16 protein-coding genes and 1 pseudogene are annotated in these 19,317 nt (G+C 53.6%); 14 read left to right on the forward strand and 3 right to left on the reverse strand.

What is annotated here, in order from left to right; genetic code table 11:
- The first annotated feature begins 46 nt into the window (after nt 1-46).
- Nucleotides 47-1,333, forward strand: a complete 1,287-nt coding sequence (locus C4J87_RS16880; RefSeq protein WP_124367706.1) for an aminotransferase class V-fold PLP-dependent enzyme — start codon at nt 47-49, stop codon at nt 1,331-1,333.
- Nucleotides 1,334-1,449: 116 nt separating this feature from the next.
- Entirely contained in the window at nt 1,450-2,631 is a 1,182-nt protein-coding gene (locus C4J87_RS16885; protein WP_124367707.1) for a hypothetical protein, read from the forward strand.
- Between the two features lie 11 nt (nt 2,632-2,642).
- On the opposite strand, the gene C4J87_RS16890 is transcribed toward C4J87_RS16885, so the two are convergent.
- Entirely contained in the window at nt 2,643-3,557 is a 915-nt protein-coding gene (locus tag C4J87_RS16890) for a LysR family transcriptional regulator (protein ID WP_124367708.1), read from the reverse strand.
- A 141-nt stretch (nt 3,558-3,698) separates the two neighbouring features.
- Here C4J87_RS16890 and C4J87_RS16895 point away from each other — a divergent pair, with 141 nt between their 5' ends.
- Nucleotides 3,699-4,094, forward strand: coding sequence for a RidA family protein (locus C4J87_RS16895; RefSeq protein WP_124367709.1), 396 nt, complete (start codon nt 3,699-3,701; stop codon nt 4,092-4,094).
- A gap of 229 nt (nt 4,095-4,323) precedes the next feature.
- Nucleotides 4,324-5,223: an alpha/beta fold hydrolase gene (locus C4J87_RS16900; protein WP_124367710.1), complete on the forward strand. Its 900-nt coding sequence runs from the start codon at nt 4,324-4,326 to the stop codon at nt 5,221-5,223.
- A gap of 267 nt (nt 5,224-5,490) precedes the next feature.
- Here the strand turns inward: C4J87_RS16900 and C4J87_RS16905 are convergent, their stop codons facing one another.
- A complete protein-coding gene (locus C4J87_RS16905; protein ID WP_256657791.1) occupies nt 5,491-5,682 on the reverse strand; it encodes a hypothetical protein in 192 nt (63 codons plus the stop codon).
- A 171-nt stretch (nt 5,683-5,853) separates the two neighbouring features.
- On the opposite strand from C4J87_RS16905, the pseudogene C4J87_RS16910 reads away from it, so the two are divergent.
- Nucleotides 5,854-5,973: pseudogene (locus tag C4J87_RS16910) on the forward strand (IS5/IS1182 family transposase); the annotation flags it as partial.
- Here the strand turns inward: C4J87_RS16910 and C4J87_RS16915 are convergent.
- A complete protein-coding gene (locus tag C4J87_RS16915) occupies nt 5,963-6,889 on the reverse strand; it encodes a LysR family transcriptional regulator (RefSeq protein WP_124367711.1) in 927 nt (308 codons plus the stop codon). The pseudogene C4J87_RS16910 and the gene C4J87_RS16915 sit on opposite strands and share 11 nt — an antisense overlap.
- Nucleotides 6,890-7,081: 192 nt before the next feature.
- Between C4J87_RS16915 and C4J87_RS16920 the strand changes: the two genes are divergently transcribed.
- The 9 genes from C4J87_RS16920 (at nt 7,082) to C4J87_RS16960 (ending at nt 19,094) form a co-directional block, all read left to right on the forward strand.
- Nucleotides 7,082-8,065, forward strand: a complete 984-nt coding sequence (locus C4J87_RS16920) for an aldo/keto reductase (protein WP_124367712.1) — start codon at nt 7,082-7,084, stop codon at nt 8,063-8,065.
- 51 nt (nt 8,066-8,116) lie between these two features.
- Nucleotides 8,117-9,280 carry an argininosuccinate synthase domain-containing protein gene (locus C4J87_RS16925; RefSeq protein ID WP_124367713.1) on the forward strand — a complete coding sequence of 388 codons (1,164 nt, stop codon included), beginning with the start codon at nt 8,117-8,119 and terminating at the stop codon, nt 9,278-9,280.
- 58 nt (nt 9,281-9,338) lie between these two features.
- Nucleotides 9,339-10,097: a hypothetical protein gene (locus tag C4J87_RS16930; RefSeq protein ID WP_124367714.1), complete on the forward strand. Its 759-nt coding sequence runs from the start codon at nt 9,339-9,341 to the stop codon at nt 10,095-10,097.
- A gap of 8 nt (nt 10,098-10,105) precedes the next feature.
- Complete coding sequence (cysC, locus tag C4J87_RS16935) at nt 10,106-10,768, forward strand: adenylyl-sulfate kinase (RefSeq protein ID WP_124367715.1); 663 nt, start codon at nt 10,106-10,108, stop codon at nt 10,766-10,768.
- Nucleotides 10,769-10,791: 23 nt separating this feature from the next.
- Nucleotides 10,792-12,114 (forward strand): diaminopimelate decarboxylase, encoded by a 1,323-nt coding sequence (lysA, locus tag C4J87_RS16940; protein WP_124367716.1) that lies wholly within the window; start codon nt 10,792-10,794, stop codon nt 12,112-12,114.
- Between the two features lie 45 nt (nt 12,115-12,159).
- Nucleotides 12,160-13,431, forward strand: coding sequence for an ATP-grasp domain-containing protein (locus C4J87_RS16945; protein WP_124367717.1), 1,272 nt, complete (start codon nt 12,160-12,162; stop codon nt 13,429-13,431).
- Between the two features lie 139 nt (nt 13,432-13,570).
- Nucleotides 13,571-16,555, forward strand: a complete 2,985-nt coding sequence (locus C4J87_RS16950; RefSeq protein ID WP_124367718.1) for an amino acid adenylation domain-containing protein — start codon at nt 13,571-13,573, stop codon at nt 16,553-16,555.
- Nucleotides 16,556-16,627: 72 nt separating this feature from the next.
- The gene (locus tag C4J87_RS16955) at nt 16,628-17,851 is read left to right on the forward strand and encodes an ATP-grasp domain-containing protein (RefSeq protein ID WP_124367719.1); all 1,224 of its coding nucleotides are present in this window, start codon (nt 16,628-16,630) and stop codon (nt 17,849-17,851) included.
- Nucleotides 17,844-19,094 carry an MFS transporter gene (locus C4J87_RS16960; protein WP_124367720.1) on the forward strand — a complete coding sequence of 417 codons (1,251 nt, stop codon included), beginning with the start codon at nt 17,844-17,846 and terminating at the stop codon, nt 19,092-19,094. Before C4J87_RS16955 ends, C4J87_RS16960 begins: the two co-directional genes overlap by 8 nt.
- Nucleotides 19,095-19,317: the final 223 nt, after the last annotated feature.

Consider the following 19,317-nt stretch of genomic DNA (forward strand, 5'->3'; position numbering starts at 1 on the left):
TGATTTCATGGGCGCCAGTGTAGGAGCGACCCTGATTGGAGGCAGCATGTTTGCAGGTGTAGTAAAGGCACAGGTGGGCCAAGCGCCCGCCAAGGATGAAACCGTAACACCACTTGACCCCGCCGATTGGGCGTCGGTGCGGGCGCAGTTCAAGCTGGCGCCGGAATTTGTGCACATTTCCAATTTCTTTCTGGCTTCCAACCCAAAGCCGGTACGCGATGCGATGGCGCGCCACCGCCATGCCTTCGACGAAAACCCTTACACCTACCTTGAAGACAACATGTTCGCCAAACCCGAAGACATGGTGTGGCGCAAGGTTTGCGCTGCAGCGGCGGAGTACACCGGTGGCCGGGCCGAGGACATCGCGCTGACCACCAGCACCACGCAGGGCCTGGCAATGATTTATAACGGTCTGAAGTTGCGTCCCGATCAGGAAATCCTGACCACCCATCACGAGTGGTATACCCACGACGAGGCCATGCGCCTGGCGGTGGTCAAATGGGGTGGGAGCATCCGTCGCATCGACCTGTACGAAGGGCCAGAGGATGTCAGTGTCGACGCGATCGTCGCGCGCATAGAAGCGGCCATCAAACCCTCGACGCGCATTCTGGCCATGACTTGGGTGCACTCGGGCACTGGCGTGCGCTTGCCGCTCAAGGACATTGGTGCCCTTGTAACCCGACTCAATCGTGATCGCGCTGAAGCCGATAAGATCATCTATGTGATCGACGGTGTGCACGGTTTCGGTTGTTCCGAAGCGCAGGTGGCCAGCCTGGGCTGCGACTTTTTCAGCGCCGGCACGCACAAGTGGATTCTTGGCCCGCACGGCACGGGGCTGGTCTGGGCACGTGAAGGTCAATGGGCGCAGATCACTCCCACCATCCCTACCATCATGGCCGCCGAGCCGGGCAATGCCTGGCGCCAGCAACGCGATCCGCAAGGTGAAACGCAGGCCGCCTGGGTCAGCCCTGGCGGATTCCTGGCGTTTGAAAACCAGTGGGGCGTGATCGAGGCGTTCGAGTTCGTCAAGAAAATCGGGCGCAAGCGCATCGCCGACCGCGTCGCCGAACTCAACGGTCAACTCAAAGAAGGCCTGGCGAAGCTGCCCAATGTGCACCTGCACACGCCCCGCTCCGCCGAGTTTTCCGCTGGCATCGTATGCTGCGATGTCAAAGGCTGGACGCCCAAGGATGTCGTGGCGAAGTTGAAAGCGCAGAAGATCATCGCCAGCGCCACACCGTATCGCCATTCGACGGTGCGTTTCTCTGCCGGGATCATCAACACCCCTGAAGATATCGAGAAAACCCTCAAGGTCATGCGCACGTTCGCCTGACACCCAGCCAGCCCGGATCCACGCCAGCCTTCTGCACCGCTCAACGCGGCTGCGGGGCTGACGTCGGCCGTTCAAATTCAATGAATCGCGCGTACTCAAGGGCAAGGATCGATGACATGAGTGAACACCCAAGCACCGCAAAAGAGCTGACCATTTTCCTGTTCTGCTCGACGGTCTACCGCCTGTTTTCCGGCGCACTGCTGGTCTCGTTGACCTGGACCATTCTGAAACAGAACGATGGCGACTACCTGCCGTTGGCCCTGGCGATTTTCTGCTCGTTCATACCGGCGTTCATCACCCCGATGATGATCAAGCGCCTGTCGCACCACATGACCGGACGCCAGATGAGCAGCCTGTTCATACTGTGCCTGACGGGCCTGGCGCTGATCTCCGGGCTCTCGCGAAACTTTACCCTCGGCTTGCTGATCACCAACCTGTTCGCATGGCTGATGATCATGTCCCTCGAGGCCAGCCTGGACATGTGGTTTACCCAGCTGCAACGAGGCATGGATGAAACCAAAGTACGGCGGATCAGTGGCGCCACCACGGCCACCAGCCAGGCGGCCCTGATGATCGGCCCGTTGTTGGCAGCGGGTTTGATGCCGATTCTGACCGGCATCGGTTTTTCCCTGGTACTGAGCAGCGGTTTTTTGCTGGTTGCGGGTATTTGCTACACACGCAATGGCCTGCCTATGGATGTACGCGAGAAGCTCGAAGTAGCGGCTCCCGCCAGGCTGCCGATGACCTTGTTTGTGCCGATGGTACTGATCTGGCCGATTCTAGGCGCGTTCAATTTCATGCTGCCCGTGTACGTATCGAATCACGGATGGACGCTGTTTGAACTGGGTATCCTGGATGCCGTGTTCGGTTTGGGCATGGCGCTGATCGGTGTGTTGGTCATCATCGCCAACACCGGCCGTAACCTGCTGGTTTACCTGTCGGCGCTGACTGCACTGGCGGTGATTTCCACCACGATGTGGTGGCTGATGCCGGACTCGCTGTTTCTCAAAGCGCTGAGCCTGCTAATTCTGGGCATGGCCTTTGGCGGTGCTCGTGTGCATATTCGTGTCGCGATTGCCTGCCGCTACAGCGAAGCGGCCGTCGGTTTGTACGTGAGCAAGGCAAATGCCCTGGCCACGCCGATGCTGCTGCTGATCCTCAGTCTGCAGTTGGCGATCATCGAGAACGCCTGGCTGCTGCCGTTCCTGCTGGTGACCCTGTCGGTCGTGCTGTTGCTGCAGACCTCGGCGACGCGCTTTGCGCGTGGGCAAACGCCTGTCGAAGCCGTGGGTGCCTAGCCCACCTGTTTTCACCTAACCACCGGCGCATGCTCGGCCATCAACTCTATCACCCAGTCGATAAACACCCGCACCTTGGTGCTGACATGGCGATTCGGCGGGAATGCCAGGTACATCGGCATCGGCGCCATGTGCCAGTCCTCGAACAGTGGCAGCAACTCGCCGCTGGCCAGGTGCGGTTTGGCCATGTACTGCGGTAGCCAAAGCATGCCCAGGCCCGCCAGGCCGGCGGCCAGGTATGCATTGCCGTCGTCGACCGTCAGTTGCGGGCGCCCCTGGATCTCGATGCGTTCCTCACCACGCTGCATCGCGTAGGGCAAGGATTTGCCTGTGCGAAACCAGAGGAAGCCAACGGTACTGTGCCTGCCCTCCTCCAGCTCACGGGGGTGCGCTGGCGTACCGAAGCGTTGCAGATAGGCGGGCGCGGCATAAATGCCGATGTGCAGATCGCCCACATGCCTTGCCATCAGCGACTGATCGATGATTTCGCCGCCGCGCACCACGCAGTCGACGTTTTCGCCAATGATGTCGACAATCCGATCGCTCACGCCCAGGGTCAGCTGGATTTCCGGATAGCGTGCAAAGAACCCCGGCAACGCGGGTATCAGCAGCATTCGCGCAAACGGGCTGGGCACATCCACCCGCAGGCGCCCGCGTGGTGTCATCGATGCGCTGGACAGGCTGGTTTCGGCGTCGTCCATATCGACCAGTAGCCGGATGACGCGCTCGTAGTAGACCGCGCCATCGGCGGTGACGTTGACCTTGCGTGTGGTGCGGTTGAGCAAGCGCACACGCAGCCTCGCTTCCAGTTGCTGAACGAGCTGCGTCACGGTGGTCTTGCTCATGTGCAGGGTGGCGGCCGCCTTGGTGAAGCTGCCGGTTTCCACCACGCGGGCAAAGGCCTGCATTGCATCGAAACGGTCCATTTCACGCCTCACTGGGGTTCTGGATAGTTTGGATTCTACAAACAGTCATGACCAGCGTTGCGCGTTTATTCGGGTCGCCCGTGTTTTTACACTGGTTCCTTCGTAATCAGCGGGCCACGTCGGCCCCGAAGGAGAGATGCAATGGCCAGCAAACGTGATGTGGTTTTCCCGCCTGACCGCCATGCACTGTACGAGCTCCACCGTTACTCACCAGCGATTCGCTCCAACGGTTTTCTGTTCGTATCCGGTCAGGTCGGCAGCCGCAAGGATGGCTCGGCCGAACCGGACCTCGCGACACAGGTTCGCCTGGCCTTCGCCAATCTCAACGCGATCCTGACCGAGGCCGGCAGTAGTTTCGAGGATGTGGTCGACACGACCATCTTCATGGTCGACCCCGCCTCGACATTCGAAACGATCTGGGAAGTAGTGGCCGAGTACTGGGGCGAAGCGCCCTATCCGACGGCGACCGCTATTGGCGTGACCTGGTTGTCCGGTTTTGATTTCGAGATCAAGGTGATTGCCAAACTGTCCCAATGAACTCGGCTCAGTCCTTCTCCGACTGTCGAAGGGGGCCATCTTTTTTTCTGGGGGGATGCTAAGGATTGCAGGCGGCGCTAGTTTTCTAGTGCCTGTGTGCGCCGTATAGTGGAAATATTGCCTCGGTCAAAGGAATGGCTATGATCCCGTTAACCTGCCTGTTTGTCGGTTTAATTGGCACCCATGAAATCGTAAAAATCAGCTCGCATTGCGCGAAAAGGAGAACGCTATGCGTGCAGAAATGATTCTTGCCGGGATCGGCACCACATTGGCGCTGTTGTCTGCATCGCCAGCCCAGCCTGCGCCCCTGCCGCTGGAAACTGTCAACCAGGGTGTTATCTCGGTGCGGGTACAAGGCTCGGGAACAGATATCATCCTGATTCCAGGATTTGCCTCGTCCTGCGACGTATGGGCTGATTTGGCCTCCAGATTACGACAGAGCCATCGGCTCCATCTTGTACAGGTAGCTGGCTTTGCCGGCTCGCCTGCTGTGTCCGACCCAGAAGGGAAAGTAGTTGCGCCGACGGTGGAGGCGATCGCTGAATACATCCGCAGCCAGCGCCTCGAGGCGCCGGTCATCATCGGTCATTCGTTGGGTGGTGAGGCGGCACTGATGCTGGGTGCTCGTCATCCCGATCAAGTGGGACGCCTGATGATTGTCGATGCGATGCCCTTTTATACCTTGCTGTTTGATCCCTTCGCGACCCGTGAAACGGCGACCCCGCAGGCGGCTGCGATGCGCGATGCAATGTTCGCGGCAACGCCTGAGCAGGCGCAAACCATGCAGCATGCCGCTATCGCCCGCCTCGCCAAAACTGAAGCGGTCAAGCCAGCGTTGGTCGCTGCGGGGATGAACTCGGACCGAAAGACTATGGCCAATGCCATGTATGAGCTGATGGTCACTGACCTGCGACCTGAGCTTGGACGCATCAAGGTGCCTGTCGAGGTCGTCTATGCCTATGACCCGCTTTACGGCATAGAGGCGTCCCACGTTGATGCAATGTTCCGTAACGCCTATGTCTCGACCCCCAATATCAGCTTCAAGCGTATTGACGGCAGTTTTCACTTCATCATGCTGGATCAGCCAGAACTGTTCGCTGACGCTGTCAGCAAGTTCCTGAATCCGTGAACGGCGGCGGAACTGCTAGAGTGATGAATTGCCCTGATGATCGGTAAGTGGTACGGCGAAGCGACCACCCTCCCCAGGTTGAGGTCTTCAACATTCATGCGCCCAGCACTTCATTTAGCGAGCCCTATGCATATTGCGAAGCCTTTGCAGCGCTCAAGGCTGACAACCGAATCTTCAAGCTAGAAGAACTGCCAAGCTGAGACACGAAGGGGTCGAAGGGTTCATTGTTGCTTATCCCCCTCCCGCCTGCTGGCCAAGCTCAATTCTTTAGGAAAGCTTGCGCCCGATACGGAACAAAGCGTCTTCCAGCCACTGGTTGAAAACGCCCTGTGACGCTGGAATCAGCAGTTTTCTTTCCTCAATGTTTTTCTCACTGCGGTGCGGCATGGACATCGACGATGCAGGGGGGGTTGGCGGCTCTGCGTAGACTTGGTGAGAAACTCCGTAGATCCAGTTCACAGCCGCTCCGGCAAGGCGGTCAGTTGTCCTCGTTGTCGGGGGAAGCATCATCTTGAGTAATGCGGCTTTGCGTTCAAGTGAATATTACGGCACGAACAGCCTCTTCCCGCACCCGATATGTTTTTCAGGAAAAATCGGAGAGGCGACAACTATCCTGACACCGGGGGGCCCCATGCCTGGAATGAGCGAGCCAGACGGTTGATCATGCACCATAATCGGCTACTCGATGTGATTGAGGCGTGGGTGTGGCTGGCCGAGGCTCACATGTTTGCTCGCCGGCTTACAACTTGATTTTGTCTAACCCCTCTAACCGAGCACTTATCTGCTGACAATTATTCCGAAGGGAATCAACAAAATGTTCCACGGTAGACGATTCGGGTCGGTGCAACGGCCGTACGACACTTACACAGTAAGAAATTGAATGTGAAAAGCGACGAATCTGCAAACCTCGCCCGACATAGTCGAGGGCTGTGATCGGATTCACAATGGCAACGCCCACCCCCAGGTTAACAGTCGCACACACGGCGCTCGCGTTATGTGTCTCTACCACCAGCCGTCTTTCAATGCCTGACTGGTGGAAGATAGCGTCCGTTTTTCTTCTGTAGGGATCATCCGCCGCAAGGTAAACAAAATTTTGCCCCTCGAAGTCTTGTGGCGTGAGGACCGTTTTCGCATTTAATTCGTGATCAGACGGTAAAACGCACACCACGTCGAGGTTCAAGAGTGTTTCGATGTAGGTGCCCGGGGGTGTTTCCAGGGTTTCAGTCAACCCCAGGTGATAACGCTGAGCAGTCAGCGACTCCTCGAGGGCGGGCGATTCCTGGGGCGTGATATTGATGCTGACGCCAGGAAATTTACTGCAGAAATCCTGGCAGACCTGCGGCAACAAGGCATTCGAGAAAGCCGGTATGCACGTCAACGAAATTTGCCCTTGCCGAAAATGCCTGATGGCCTCGACGGCATTTTTCACACGGGCTAACCCCACATAGCTGCGTTGAACTTCATCGAACAACATCAGCCCATGCTCAGTCGGAATCAACTTTGCACCCGCGCGCTTGAACAACGTCAACTGAGTCAGCGCTTCGAACCGGCTGAGCTCTCGGCTGATGGTAGGCTGCGAGGTATGCAGAAGTTCAGCGGCAGCCGTCGCGCTGCCTGTCGTCATTACCGCCCAAAATACTTCCACATGGCGAAAACTGAAATTCATGAGCCAACCCTGCGATGAATCGAACAAGCCATACCATATCAGAAATGAATAGCCAGCCACTAAATTGATATTTTTACTTTGTTTTTTTGCTGAGCATACTTTCCAGGTACTCGAGACTTTAGTGATCAGGGTGATCGCTACATGAGTGCGCTTATCGCGTCCTGAATAAAATAACTCTATAGCGAGCGGGCGATGAAATACCGGCGATTTGGACGACTGGAATGGAATGTTTCTGAAGTTGGATATGGAATGTGGGGGGTCGCGGGAGGTGAAGGGGGTTGGACCGGCTCATCCGATGTCAGCGGCATGGCGGCGTTGGAACATTCGATTCAACTAGGCTGCAACTTTTTCGATACGGCGTGGATTTATGGTCGTGGCCACAGCGAAAAAATGCTTGGGGAAGCATTACGAAACCACCCAGGCAAAACCTTATATGTAGCCACTAAAGTTCCCCCCAAGAACCGCGAGTGGCCCTCTCACCGGGGTGACCGTTTAGACCAAATTTTCCCGCCCGACCATATTGAAGAATATGTCGAGAAAAGCTTGCAGTCACTAGGCTTGGCGTCCCTGGATTTACTGCAATTTCATGTCTGGGAAGATGCGTGGGCTCATGATGAATCCTGGCTACGCGTGGTGGATGACCTCAAACGGCAACGCCTGATTCGCGGCATAGGCATCAGTGTCAATCGCTGGGAACCCACCAACGTACTCGACACACTGAAAACAGGAATGATCGACGCGGTACAGGTGATTTATAACGTCTTTGATCAAGCGCCTGACGATGAATTACTTCCGTTATGCCGCGAACTGGACATTGCCGTCATCTCCAGGGTGCCCTTCGACGAAGGCTCTCTGACGGGGAATTTAACGATCGATTCCACGTGGCCTGCCGGTGATTGGAGAAGCAGCTATTTCGTGCCAGAAAACCTGGCAGCGACGGTGGCGCGGGTCGAGTCTTTGAGACGGGCTCTTCCCCCCGATACTCAGCTATCGGACGTCGCGCTGAGGTTCATTCTTTCCAACGATAACGTCGCAACGACTATTCCTGGCATGCGCTCTATTCCACATGTCGAAGCGAACTTGGCGTGTTCTGACAACGGCAAGATAGAGCCTGCGTTAATGACGCTACTACGACAGCACCGATGGGACCGTGAACCGACCGCGTGGTCGCAGTAACAGGCGCGAAGCGAAACTGTTAATAACAACAACTCTCTAAAGGACTACCGCGTGAAATTCTCGGATTTGAAAGGTAAGAAAGTTGGCATCTGTGCCTCCGGTGGCCTGGTTAGCTTATTCATCGCGCAGCGTTTGAAAGAGGAGCACGTTGACGTCGAACAGTTCATTGTCGACATTGGTCAACCGGGCGATGAAGCACACGAGTTTTGTGCAGACAACATCGAACTGATGCAGGCCGTTAATGTCATTGATTTGAAGGAAGACATTGCGCTCAGCTTTCTCCACGCTGTACGTGCCCAGGCGCAGTACGACGGTGGCTACTGGAACACGACTGGCATAGCCAGAGCCGTAACTGTTAAAGGCCTGGTTAATGCATTGCGCGACCGTCAGTGCAGTATATTGGCCCATGGCGCTGTTCATGGCGGCAACGATGAATTCCGCTTCAATTACTATCTGAAAATGTTTGCGCCAGAGATCACGCCATTTTCTCCCTGGGAAGACCCAACCACGTCAGATCGTTTTCGAACCCGCGTAGACATGGGCGACTTTGTTGCCGACGCCGACGAAGCCATGATGCGTACGAAAGCCCATCACTCCGTTGATGCCAACGTCGGCGGTGTGTCGCATGAGAATCGCGAAGTTGAGGTGCTCTCAAATTCACCCGACATGATCAGCCCGATCATGGGCGTCAGGGTCATGGATGCGCCCGACGTGCCAGAGACTTGCAGTATCACCTTTAAGCAAGGTATTCCTGTTGAGATTAATGGTCAGTCAGTGAGTTACTACCAAGCACTCGCTGAAGCCAACAGGATCGCGGGCCGCAATGGGGTGGTCTTGAAGAACGTGTTGGAAAACCGAATGAACGGCACTAAAGGCCGTGGCTTATACGAATCTCCGGGGCTGGACATGCTCGGCATCGCAGCGAAACATCTACTGCAAGCAACGGTCGACAAGGACTCATGGGAGGTCCTGCGGTTTTTGTCACCCTTTATCGCACGTCAATCGTATGCAGGTCGTTTGTATGACCCCGCCACGCAGGCCGCATTGGCCAACGTAGCCGTATTGACTGAACAGGCGAATGGCACCGTCGATGTGATCGCTTATAAAGGCAACTACATGGTTGACCGCGTACGCGAATACTCCAAGTCGCGCTTCACCGCACAGCAATTCCGTTTCGCTCATGGCGGGCAAAAGTGGATCACTGAATCCGTTTAAGCCATGAGGGGCTGACTGTCCTGGCATCCTGCACGTATTGTTGAAATAAAGGTTAACTATGCAGCACAGACTAATTGTTTTGTGGGCCCCTCCACGCTCGCTTTCCACCGCATTTGTACGTGTGATCGCCGCGCGTGGTGACTTCACTATCTTGCATGAGCCTCTGTGCGATCTGTCGGCGCGTGGTATATACAGCCATCCGCAGACGGATCATTCAACTCAGACGTTGAAAAACTCAACGGAGCTTTTCAATTATGTACAGGCATTGCGCGCGCAACGTGCTGTGTTCATCAAGGACACCTGTGAGTTTGACTATCGTCATCGACTGACGGGAACGTCTTATATGCGCGAAGCGCTACATGTGTTCATGTTGCGCAATCCGGAAAAGGTTATTAACTCACACTACTATATTAACCCAGACCTTACCTGCAGCGAGGTGGGCTACCAACACTTGGCTGAACTCTATGATGCCGTGAAGGCGGAGTCGATACATTCGCCCTTGTTCGTTGATGCGGACGACATGATCCTGAGCCCTGAGTGTGCAATTTCGAACTTTTGCAGGGATGCTGACTTGCAGCACCTGCCCTCTGCTCTCCAGTGGCAGAGCGGACACTTGGATGTGTGGGAGCGAACCCAGCATTGGCACTTGGATGCAGCAAACAGCACAGGCATTGCGCCGATCAAAAAGCAATACAGCACGCGTGTCGACAACCACCCGGTACTGCATGAATTCTACTTAGAAAATATGCCGCATTATGAGTATTTGAAGCGTGAAAGGGAGGCTGTACTAAACAAGCACCTTGGCGACCTAAGGTAACGAACGAAATGCATATAACTGATGTGTCCTGTGACCTGACCTGGCAATTATTTCCCGTGGAACAATCTATGCGCAGCGCTAGATTGAAACAAAAACCTTGTGTGCTTTGGTTTACGGGCTTGAGTGGGGCTGGAAAGAGCACCGTGGCCGGTCTTGTAGAATCGCTGTTATTTCAGAAAGGTTACCTGACTTACGTGTTGGACGGGGATAACGTACGTCATGGGCTATGCCGTGACCTGGATTTCACCCACCAAGGGCGAAGTGAAAACATTCGACGGGTGAGTGAAGTCAGCAAGTTGCTGGCTGACGCGGGCTTAATTGTATTGACCGCGTTTATTTCTCCTTTTCGACATGATCGTGCCCTGGTAAGAGCGCTGATTGGCGACAGTGATTACGTGGAAATCTTTATCAATGCCTCTTTTGATGTGTGCGAGGCACGCGATCCAAAAGGGCTCTATAAAAAGGCCAGGGAGAAACAGGTCGCCGAGTTTACCGGCATTGATTCTCCGTATGAACCACCGGTACATCCCGAGCTCATCATCAATACTGACACTCAAACCGCAATTGCTTGCGCTGAAAAGATTGTCAACTATTTGTACAGCACGGGTCGGTTGTTATTGGAATCAACGGGTGACTGCTTATCCCGCGAGCGTGTCAGTGCACGCAGTTAAGCTCATCAATTGGAGGAAGCAAGATGGACCATTTTAATTTTGTCGACGGTCATTTACATGTGGAGCACCTCGATGTTCGTCAGATAGTCGAACAGCATGGAAGCCCCGTGTATGTCTATTCAGCACACACCCTGAAAAATCACTACACCGTGCTGAAAGATGCTTTTTCCGCCCTCTCGCCGTTGATTTGTTTCTCAGTTAAAAGCTGCAGTAATCTCAGCATCCTTAAGCTCTTGGTCGATCAAGGATCAGGGCTGGATGTGGTCAGTGGCGGTGAGCTCTACCGGGCACTGATGGCGGGAGTGACTGCGGACAAGATTGTGTTTGCCGGGGTCGGCAAGTCGCGTGAAGAAATTCGCTACGCGGTTGAAGCTGGCGTCTTCCTTTTTAATGTGGAGTCTGAAGGCGAGCTGCTGCGTTTGGATGAGGTCGCCACGACGGCCGGTAAGCGTATAAAAGTGGCCATTCGTATCAATCCGGATGTGGCGGATGCTGGCACCCCAGAGAAAACCTCAACAGGCGGCCGCCAGACAAAATTTGGCATACCGATGGAACACGCCTATGAACTTTTCGAGCCGAAGCGTTACTCAAGCGTCGATGTCGTTGGGATCCATATTCACCTTGGATCGCCGATTCCATCGGCTCAGACCTATTTGTCTGCCATCGATAAGATCGAGGACATGATTAACCGACTTAAGGCGGCTGATTGCGCGATCGAATTTGTCAACATTGGCGGAGGTTTTCCAGCGCAGTATGGGACCGAAAGCAATCCCGTTGGCTCATTAACTGAAACGGGAGCACTTATTTGTCAGCGTCTGCAAGGGCTGAAACAGCGCGGTATCCGCTTCATCATTGAACCGGGTCGTTCGATCAGCGCAAATGCCGGTATTTTGCTGACCACCGTCGAATACATTAAACAAGGCTGGGATCGAAAGATCGCTATTGTCGATGCGGGCATGAACGTACTGCTGCGGCCCACCCTGTATGGTGCCAACCATGTTATTTGGCCAACCCATTTTGACAATTTTTCTGGCCATTGGACTGCGTTAACCCAGAGCGCTCAGCAGTCCGACGTCACTCACCTGGAGGAGACCGATATTGTTGGGCCTATTTGTGAGACCGGCGATCACTTTGCATTAGGTCGAGCATTACCGGCGTTTGACAATGGCAGTGTATTGGCGATTTTTTCATGTGGTGCGTATGGCATGAGTATGGCCAGTCAATACAACTCCCGTGGGCGCCCACCCGAAGTCCTGGTTGAGGGAATCGATGCCAAGTTAATACGGGCTCGTGAGACTCACGAAGATTTAGTGGCTCACGAATTATGTGGCTTGGACAACGCTTGACGCTGACGCACTGCGGCGGCTCTCTAAATAGATTGGAATGTGACCATGACTCACAACATCGCAGTAATCGTCGATGCGTATTCCACTGGCGCGAAACTGGCCGCTAAGTTTCATTCAGAGGGTGTAGCGGTCCTGCACGTCCAAAGTGCCTCGCCCATCATTGATTTTTATATCAACGATTTCAGGCCCGGCGACTTTATCGCCAACGTGGTATTTAACGGTTTGGCCGAATGCCTAGTCGAAATGAATCGATGGTTGAACGGCATCAAGCCTATTTGTGTTTTGGCCGGCGCCGAAACGGGTATTGAACTTGCGGATCTGCTAGCCGCCGAACTCGGCGTGGAGGGAAACTCCACGGAGACGTCGCGTGTTCGGCGAGATAAATACGCAATGGCCTGCGCGCTTAAAGAGGCGGGGTTAGCCACACCTTATTTTCTGCGCACAGACAATTTACACACGTTGACTGAATGGGCCTCAGGCCACTGCTGGCCAATTGTTCTGAAGCCCTTAGCCAGTGCAGGTAATGACAGTGTATTTTTCTGCAATGACCGAACCGAACTGGAAAGTGCTTTTCACTCCGTCTATAACAAAGCCAACCGCTTTGGTGGGCACAATAACCATGTGCTGGCACAGACCCTTTTGAAGGGTACGCAGTACGTCATTAATAGTGTTTCAATCGACGCGCAGCATTATATTTCTGATATGTGGATCGATCGCCGCAAAGTGATTGCCGGCGCCTCAAATATTTATGATTGCGAAGAACTTCTGGCCTATGAGGGCGAGGTGCAGGAGGCTTTAGTCAGCTATATGAAACAAGCGCTTGATGCGCTGGGTGTGCGCAATGGGCCCGCTCACTCCGAAATCATGATGACTGCTGAAGGGCCGGTGTTGATTGAAACCGGCGCCCGCCTGCAGGGCGCAATGCTTGAAGAAGCGGTTATTGAGGCGCTTGGCGAGAGCCAAATCACGCTGACGATCGAACGTTATTGCCACCCTCACCTGTTCAAACGGCGTTTGGGTCAGCAGTACGTTTTATCAAAACATGTCCTATGCGTAGCGATGATCTCCGACCAGAAAGGCGTCGTTGTTGATACAACCGGCTTCGAGAACATTCGCTCGCTTTCTTCCTATGCCTGCCATTTTCACCTGCCCGAAAAGGGCGACACGATTACACGCACCATCGACTTATTTTCGATTCCGGGCGTTGTTTACCTGAGCCATGAAGAACTCGCCGTTTTACAGGCTGATTACGCAACGATCCGTCGGCTTGAGAGCGCACACCAAGTGTTTTCTGTGAATGAGAACGTACCTGTATAAAACCGGGTTCACTCGCCCCTAGCTGAGTTGAGCGAGTACCACAGCCTTTTCTCGCTTGCCGGTTGACCATTTACAGCATCTCTGACGAACGCACATAGCGCTTAGATTGTTTATACATTTCTATTTACAGGAGTATTAGATGATTATTGGTCAACGCGAGCACTCACCCCTGAGTGGCTGTCAGCCAGACAGGCTAAGTGTACTGGAGATGGTGTATACGGCTGCACACAGGCAGGGAAGCAAAACAGCAGTCACCTGCGGTGATCAATCCCTTACTTATATTGAACTAATAGCCGCTGCACGCGCCAACGCAAAGCGTTTGCACGCCTGCGGTGTGAGCAACAAAGATATTGTGCTCTGTGCGTTACCGACCGGTGTCGAGTTACCCATTGCGTGGTTGTCTGTGATGATGACCAACGCCATTATTATTCCGGTGGATGCCAAATGGCCGAAAAATAGAATACACGCAGTCGTTGAGGCCAGCCAGGCAGCATGGGTTATCACGAATGGAGAACAGCCGGCCTTAAGAAGTGCCGGCCTGAACCTGTTTGAAATAAGACTCGACGGCACGACTGACTTAAATGCTGAAACGCACGCCCAGTGTTTCTCAGACGACCTGCTCTATGGTTTCTTTACATCGGGATCAACCGGCCGCCCGAAATGCGCCTTGAATTATCATGCCGGGCTTGTGAATCGCTTTACCTATATGACCAAGCGATTTGGTGGCGGGCACACTGTCTATCAGAACAGCGCGCCGTTGTTCGACTCGTCAATTTGGCAAATGCTGTGGCCGCTCACCAACGGGGGCGTGGCGGTATTGCCTAAGCAGCGCGATCACTGGAATGTCGAGTCGCTGGTAGAAGAGATTGAACGTCATCACATCACGATGACTGATTTCGTACCCACCCTCTTCAAATTATTAATTCGTGCGCTGGAGAATGGGACCCTTCCCGCAAAACGCTTGGACAGCTTGCGGCATGTCTTGATCGGCGGAGAAGAGATTGACGCTGCATCCGTGCACACATTTAGGCGCTTTTTCCCACGTTGTACGGTCATCAATACCTATGGTCACACCGAGGCATCAATCGGGATGGTATTTCATGAGGTGTGCGATCACGACAATGACAAGATTCCACTCGGCCAGCCTATCGATAATACGTATGTCAAAATTGTCGACGACCAGTTGAGGCCCGTGACGGATGGCGTCTTTGGGGAAATCGTTGTTGCCGGTATTTGCGTCGGAGGTGGCTACTTGAATGCCCCGGAACTGAGCGCACGATCCTTTATACGTAATCCCTTTTCAGACCTGCCTGGCAACAAGGTTTACTTGACTGGGGACATTGGCCGTATACGGCCCGATGGTTGCCTTGAATATGGCGGCAGAGCTGACGACCAAGTCAAGGTGCGCGGGGTGCGTATCGAGCTCAACGAAATAGTGTCGGCAATCAAGGCCGGGTTCGACGCCGTAAACGACGCACTGGCATTTGTCTTGCCCACTCAGCAGGGCGATGCGAGTTTGGCGCTGGTCTACGTGGCGCCACACGCATTGGATTTACAGCACGTACGACGCGAACTGGCGCGGCATCTGCCAGCGACCCACATGCCACAGTTAGTGCATCACTTGAAGACTCTGCCTATTTCACCCAATGGGAAGGTAGACCGTAAACGTATAATCAATGACTTGAAAAACCATCATTCCGATACGCTGCAACCCTGTAGCAACAGTACCTTGCTGGAAAAAATTATTGCGTGTTATCGCACCGTACTGCTGAACAATCAGATAGGGAGTGAAGACGACTTTTTCGAATGCGGTGGAGATTCGCTAGCAGCCGCTAATCTATCACTGGCATTGTGCAAGCATATTGCAACCGATGTTCCGATGACCGCCATTTATCAGTTCGCAACGCCGTCGCAACTGGCCGACTTTATGAGCGGCTGTGAGCAAACGGTCGAAGCCATGCCAAGCTACAGCTTGGCGAGGGTCGCATTCAATAATCACCAGCCGACAGCGACAATGAGCTCGACGCTCTTATTGACCGGCTCGAGTGGTTTTGTAGGAATTCATATTCTTGCGCACTTATTAGCCACCACCCACCTGCACGTGACCGTCCTGCTACGTGGCAGCAACAGAGAAAGCGCTCTATGCCGCTTGGAGGAAGTGTTCCTGAACGCGTTCCCTGCAAGCGTATTACAACGCCAACGTATTACTGTCGTGCTAGGTGATTTGGCCTTGCCATGTTGGGGCTTGGATCCAGATGAATGGCAACATCAATGTGCTTCTATTGATGAGGTGATTCATTGTGGCGCGGCGGTCAATTTCCTGTTCCATGCCTCTCAATTGTTCTCAGCGAATGTGGGTGGAACCCAGGAACTCATCCGATTCTGTAATGAAGGTAAGGCAAAGAGGTTGCACCACATTTCATCGTTGGCAGCCAAGCTGCCAGCCGTGTCTGGCCGAGATCCGGAAGGCATTGTCTCGGCCATCGAGGCAGCAGCATTGGGTGTTACCGGGTACGGGTATACCAAATACCTGGCAGACAACCTCGTCGTTGCCGCACAGCAGCAAGGGCTGCATGCCAGGATTTATCGTGTCGATGATGTGCTGCCGTCAATGAGTACCGGCTACTCAAATGGCCAGTCTCTTTTTCATTTATTGCTTAAGCAGTGCGTTCAGATGGGCGTGGCGCCTGCGGGCTGCGGCAGCCTTGGCCTATTATCAGCGGATGCGTTGGCCGAGTGGTTGTGCACGTTTGTGGGTAGCCAGGAACGGTTCCAGAGCGGAGCCCCCCTGATTGATGTTGTTGGCCAAAACTATGTCGAATTTGACGACATTGTGCGCTATACCGCGCAGAGAACGGGTCGTGATATAGCCTGCGCCTCCTATACAGAATTTTTGTCGATGCTAACGCACGCGGGTCAAAGCGAAGCGACGCTGATACACCAAATATTACCGCCCGTGAATGCTGACAAAGTGGCATTCACCAAAGCGCCCCGTTGCCTGCCAGCAGATATCCCTCAAGCCCATCTACTTACAGCGGACCTGAATAGTTTTGATGCTTTCATTCACCTGTTCAAAGCCGATCTGGACGAGCGTTCAAACAACCAACGTTGTGTGCTGAGCTAACGCGCGAAGCGTGGGCTTTAACATTCACACGCGCTTTAACTATTTATATGTATTTTCCAGGAGAGACCTGTGATGCGTCGCTTAATTATGATCGGTGGCTGGACAGAGATTTATGTAAAGGCCAAGGCGTGTGGCTTCCATCTGACCGTCGTACAGCAAAAAGAAGATATTACATTCGAAGACTTTCTTATCGCGGATCAAATTATTTCCTCTCCCATGGGCGAAAAAGTAGTCGTCGACCTGGTTGAGACGCTGCACCGGCGGAAACCCTATCACGCGGTCGTTTCCTTTCAAGAGTTTGGCCTCTTGAACGCAGCGCTGATTCAGGAACGGCTGGGCATTTTGGGAAACCCTATTGGCCCGGTTTTATTAACGCGCGACAAAGGGCATATGCGCGCGCACATGAAGGCAAACGGCATACCATCGATTCCATTCGCAACCGTTAACAGCCCTGAAGAGGTGATCGCTTTTGCACAGCAGTGCGGATGGCCCATCATCATCAAGCCGGTGAACGGTGCGGGGAGTCTACAAGTGCACAAACTGTTTTCAGAAGATGAAGTCGTGCCAGCCTATAACGCGATCAAACAGGATTTTTTGACCACCGATTTAATTAAATATGACTTTCCTGACATCGGGATCATCGCCGAAAAGTTTATCGAAGGGCCAGAAGTCAGCGTCGAGGCCATTTCCTGGGACGGTCAGCACACGATACTAGGCGTCACCGACAAAATCACAACCGGCTATCCTGGTTTTGTAGAGACCGGGCATAGTATGCCCTCGGCACTTGCCCCTGAAGAAATTGATGCCATCAAACGCCTGACCACCTCTTTCCTGACCTCCATTGGTCACCTGTATGGTCCCTCTCATACGGAAATCATCTTTTCGGAAACGGGGCCCGTCATCGTCGAGTCTCATACACGCACGGGCGGCGACCGCATTTTTGAAATGACCGAGTTAGCGTGTGGCGTCGACATGTTTACCGCTACGCTTCAAGGCTTGTCTGGGGTATTCCCAGACATTCAAACGACTAAAACCAACGGGGCCGCTATTCGGTATCTGTCGTTGCCGACTGGCCGGGTGGCGAGCATTTCAGGGCTGGATACCGCTCACCAATCGCCTGGCGTCGTCAGGTGCGATATCACGGTTAAGGCGGGGGACATCTGCAAACGCCCTCAGAACTCAGATGAAAGGGCTGGCTACATTCTTGCGAACGGGGACAGTGGACCGCAGGCCATTGAAAATGTGATGCGAGCCTTAGCCAAGGTCACGGTTGAAGTGGAGCGCCTTGATGCTTAGCTTGCTCTCGCTCATTGCCGGCCGCGAATTCAGGAAATACATAGCCGCGTCGATATTAACCGCCATTGGTAGCGGCATGTATTTCGTTGCCATTTCTTGGTACATCTACACAACCTCTGGCTCCGCAATGGCAGTTGGTTGGGTGTTGATCGTTTCTTCATTGCCGGGTTTGTTGTTTTCACCGTGGATTGGGGTGCTGGTTGACCGGTGGAACGTTCGATCCATTTGCATAGTGGCCGATTTAGCGCGCGCGCTGATTTTGCTGTTCGTTGCGGTTTCGATGTACTACGGGGTATTGGGGCTCACGGCAATTTACCTGGCGACCTTTCTGATCGCGCTGTGTGAGCACTTCTTCCAACCGGCCGTGGGGGCGTTGATACGCGATATTGTCCCGAAGGAGCGCCTGCTTGAGGCCAATGTTTCGAGCAGTATGAGCATGCAAATCGGTTTGCTCATTGGCGCAAGTATTGGCGGCTTTTTAGTTGCGCTTTTCGGCACGCAATATGTGGTAGTCATTAACGTCATTTCCTTTTCCATCTCTGGTGTCCTTACCTTATGGATAAAACACACGCCCGCGATCAAACATGCAGTCGAAAGGTTAGTCACGCCCGGCGCCATGAGAGAGTTTTATGACGCGATTCGCTATGCGATTGGCACACGCTTTGTTATTGGGCTGGCGGTCCAGCAGATGTTTATTTATGTAACGCTTTCTGTGTGCAATACACTTCTGCCGATTTTCGTTGATAGAGAGCTTTCAGCGGGCGCCCAAGGGTTTGGGTTAATTGATGCCGTGTGGGGAGTGGGTGCCATCTGTGGCGGTTTTTCACTGACCTATATTGTGAAAAAAATACACGCTGAGTGGTTTGGCGTGGTCGGCCTAGGTGCGATTTCCTTTTTGCTGTTTATTTTCTTGACGGCAAACAGTGTCCATCAAGCGGCGGCTGCTTATTTCCTGTTAGGCGCATTTGTCGTCATGATTCGGGTCAATTCAGACACCCTTATTGCTACAGGCGTAGAGCCCTCGCAGTTTGGAAAAGTCAAAGCAGCCATTTCGATGTTCATCTCTTATGTGAGCCTGATTGCTTACGCCGGGGTGGGTTACCTGGGAGATATAATGTCTGTTCGTTGGATTTATTCCATATTGAGCGTAGTTATTCTATGCTCCGCGCTGGGAATGACATGGAAAAACATATTAAAAGATAGACACCTGTTATTGATGGATAAAATCGACAACGCTAATTAAACCGTCTAAAAAAATAAACCTTTAGTCTCTGGACTGGCCGCTATCAAATCGGACACTTGCGCTCCGTTAATTTGATTTCGCTGCAAACGCCTAAGGACGGTCTGAAGTACCCACCGATTTTTGATGCCATCACTACTTGAGGCCCAAAAAATCATAAATCGGCGAAAACCAGACCTTTCTTTTCCTTATTCCACGGTTCTTTCCTTTGGTTGCGGCAGGGACG

It is taken from the genome of Pseudomonas sp. R1-43-08 (assembly GCF_003852255.1).
GTDB lineage: Bacteria > Pseudomonadota > Gammaproteobacteria > Pseudomonadales > Pseudomonadaceae > Aquipseudomonas.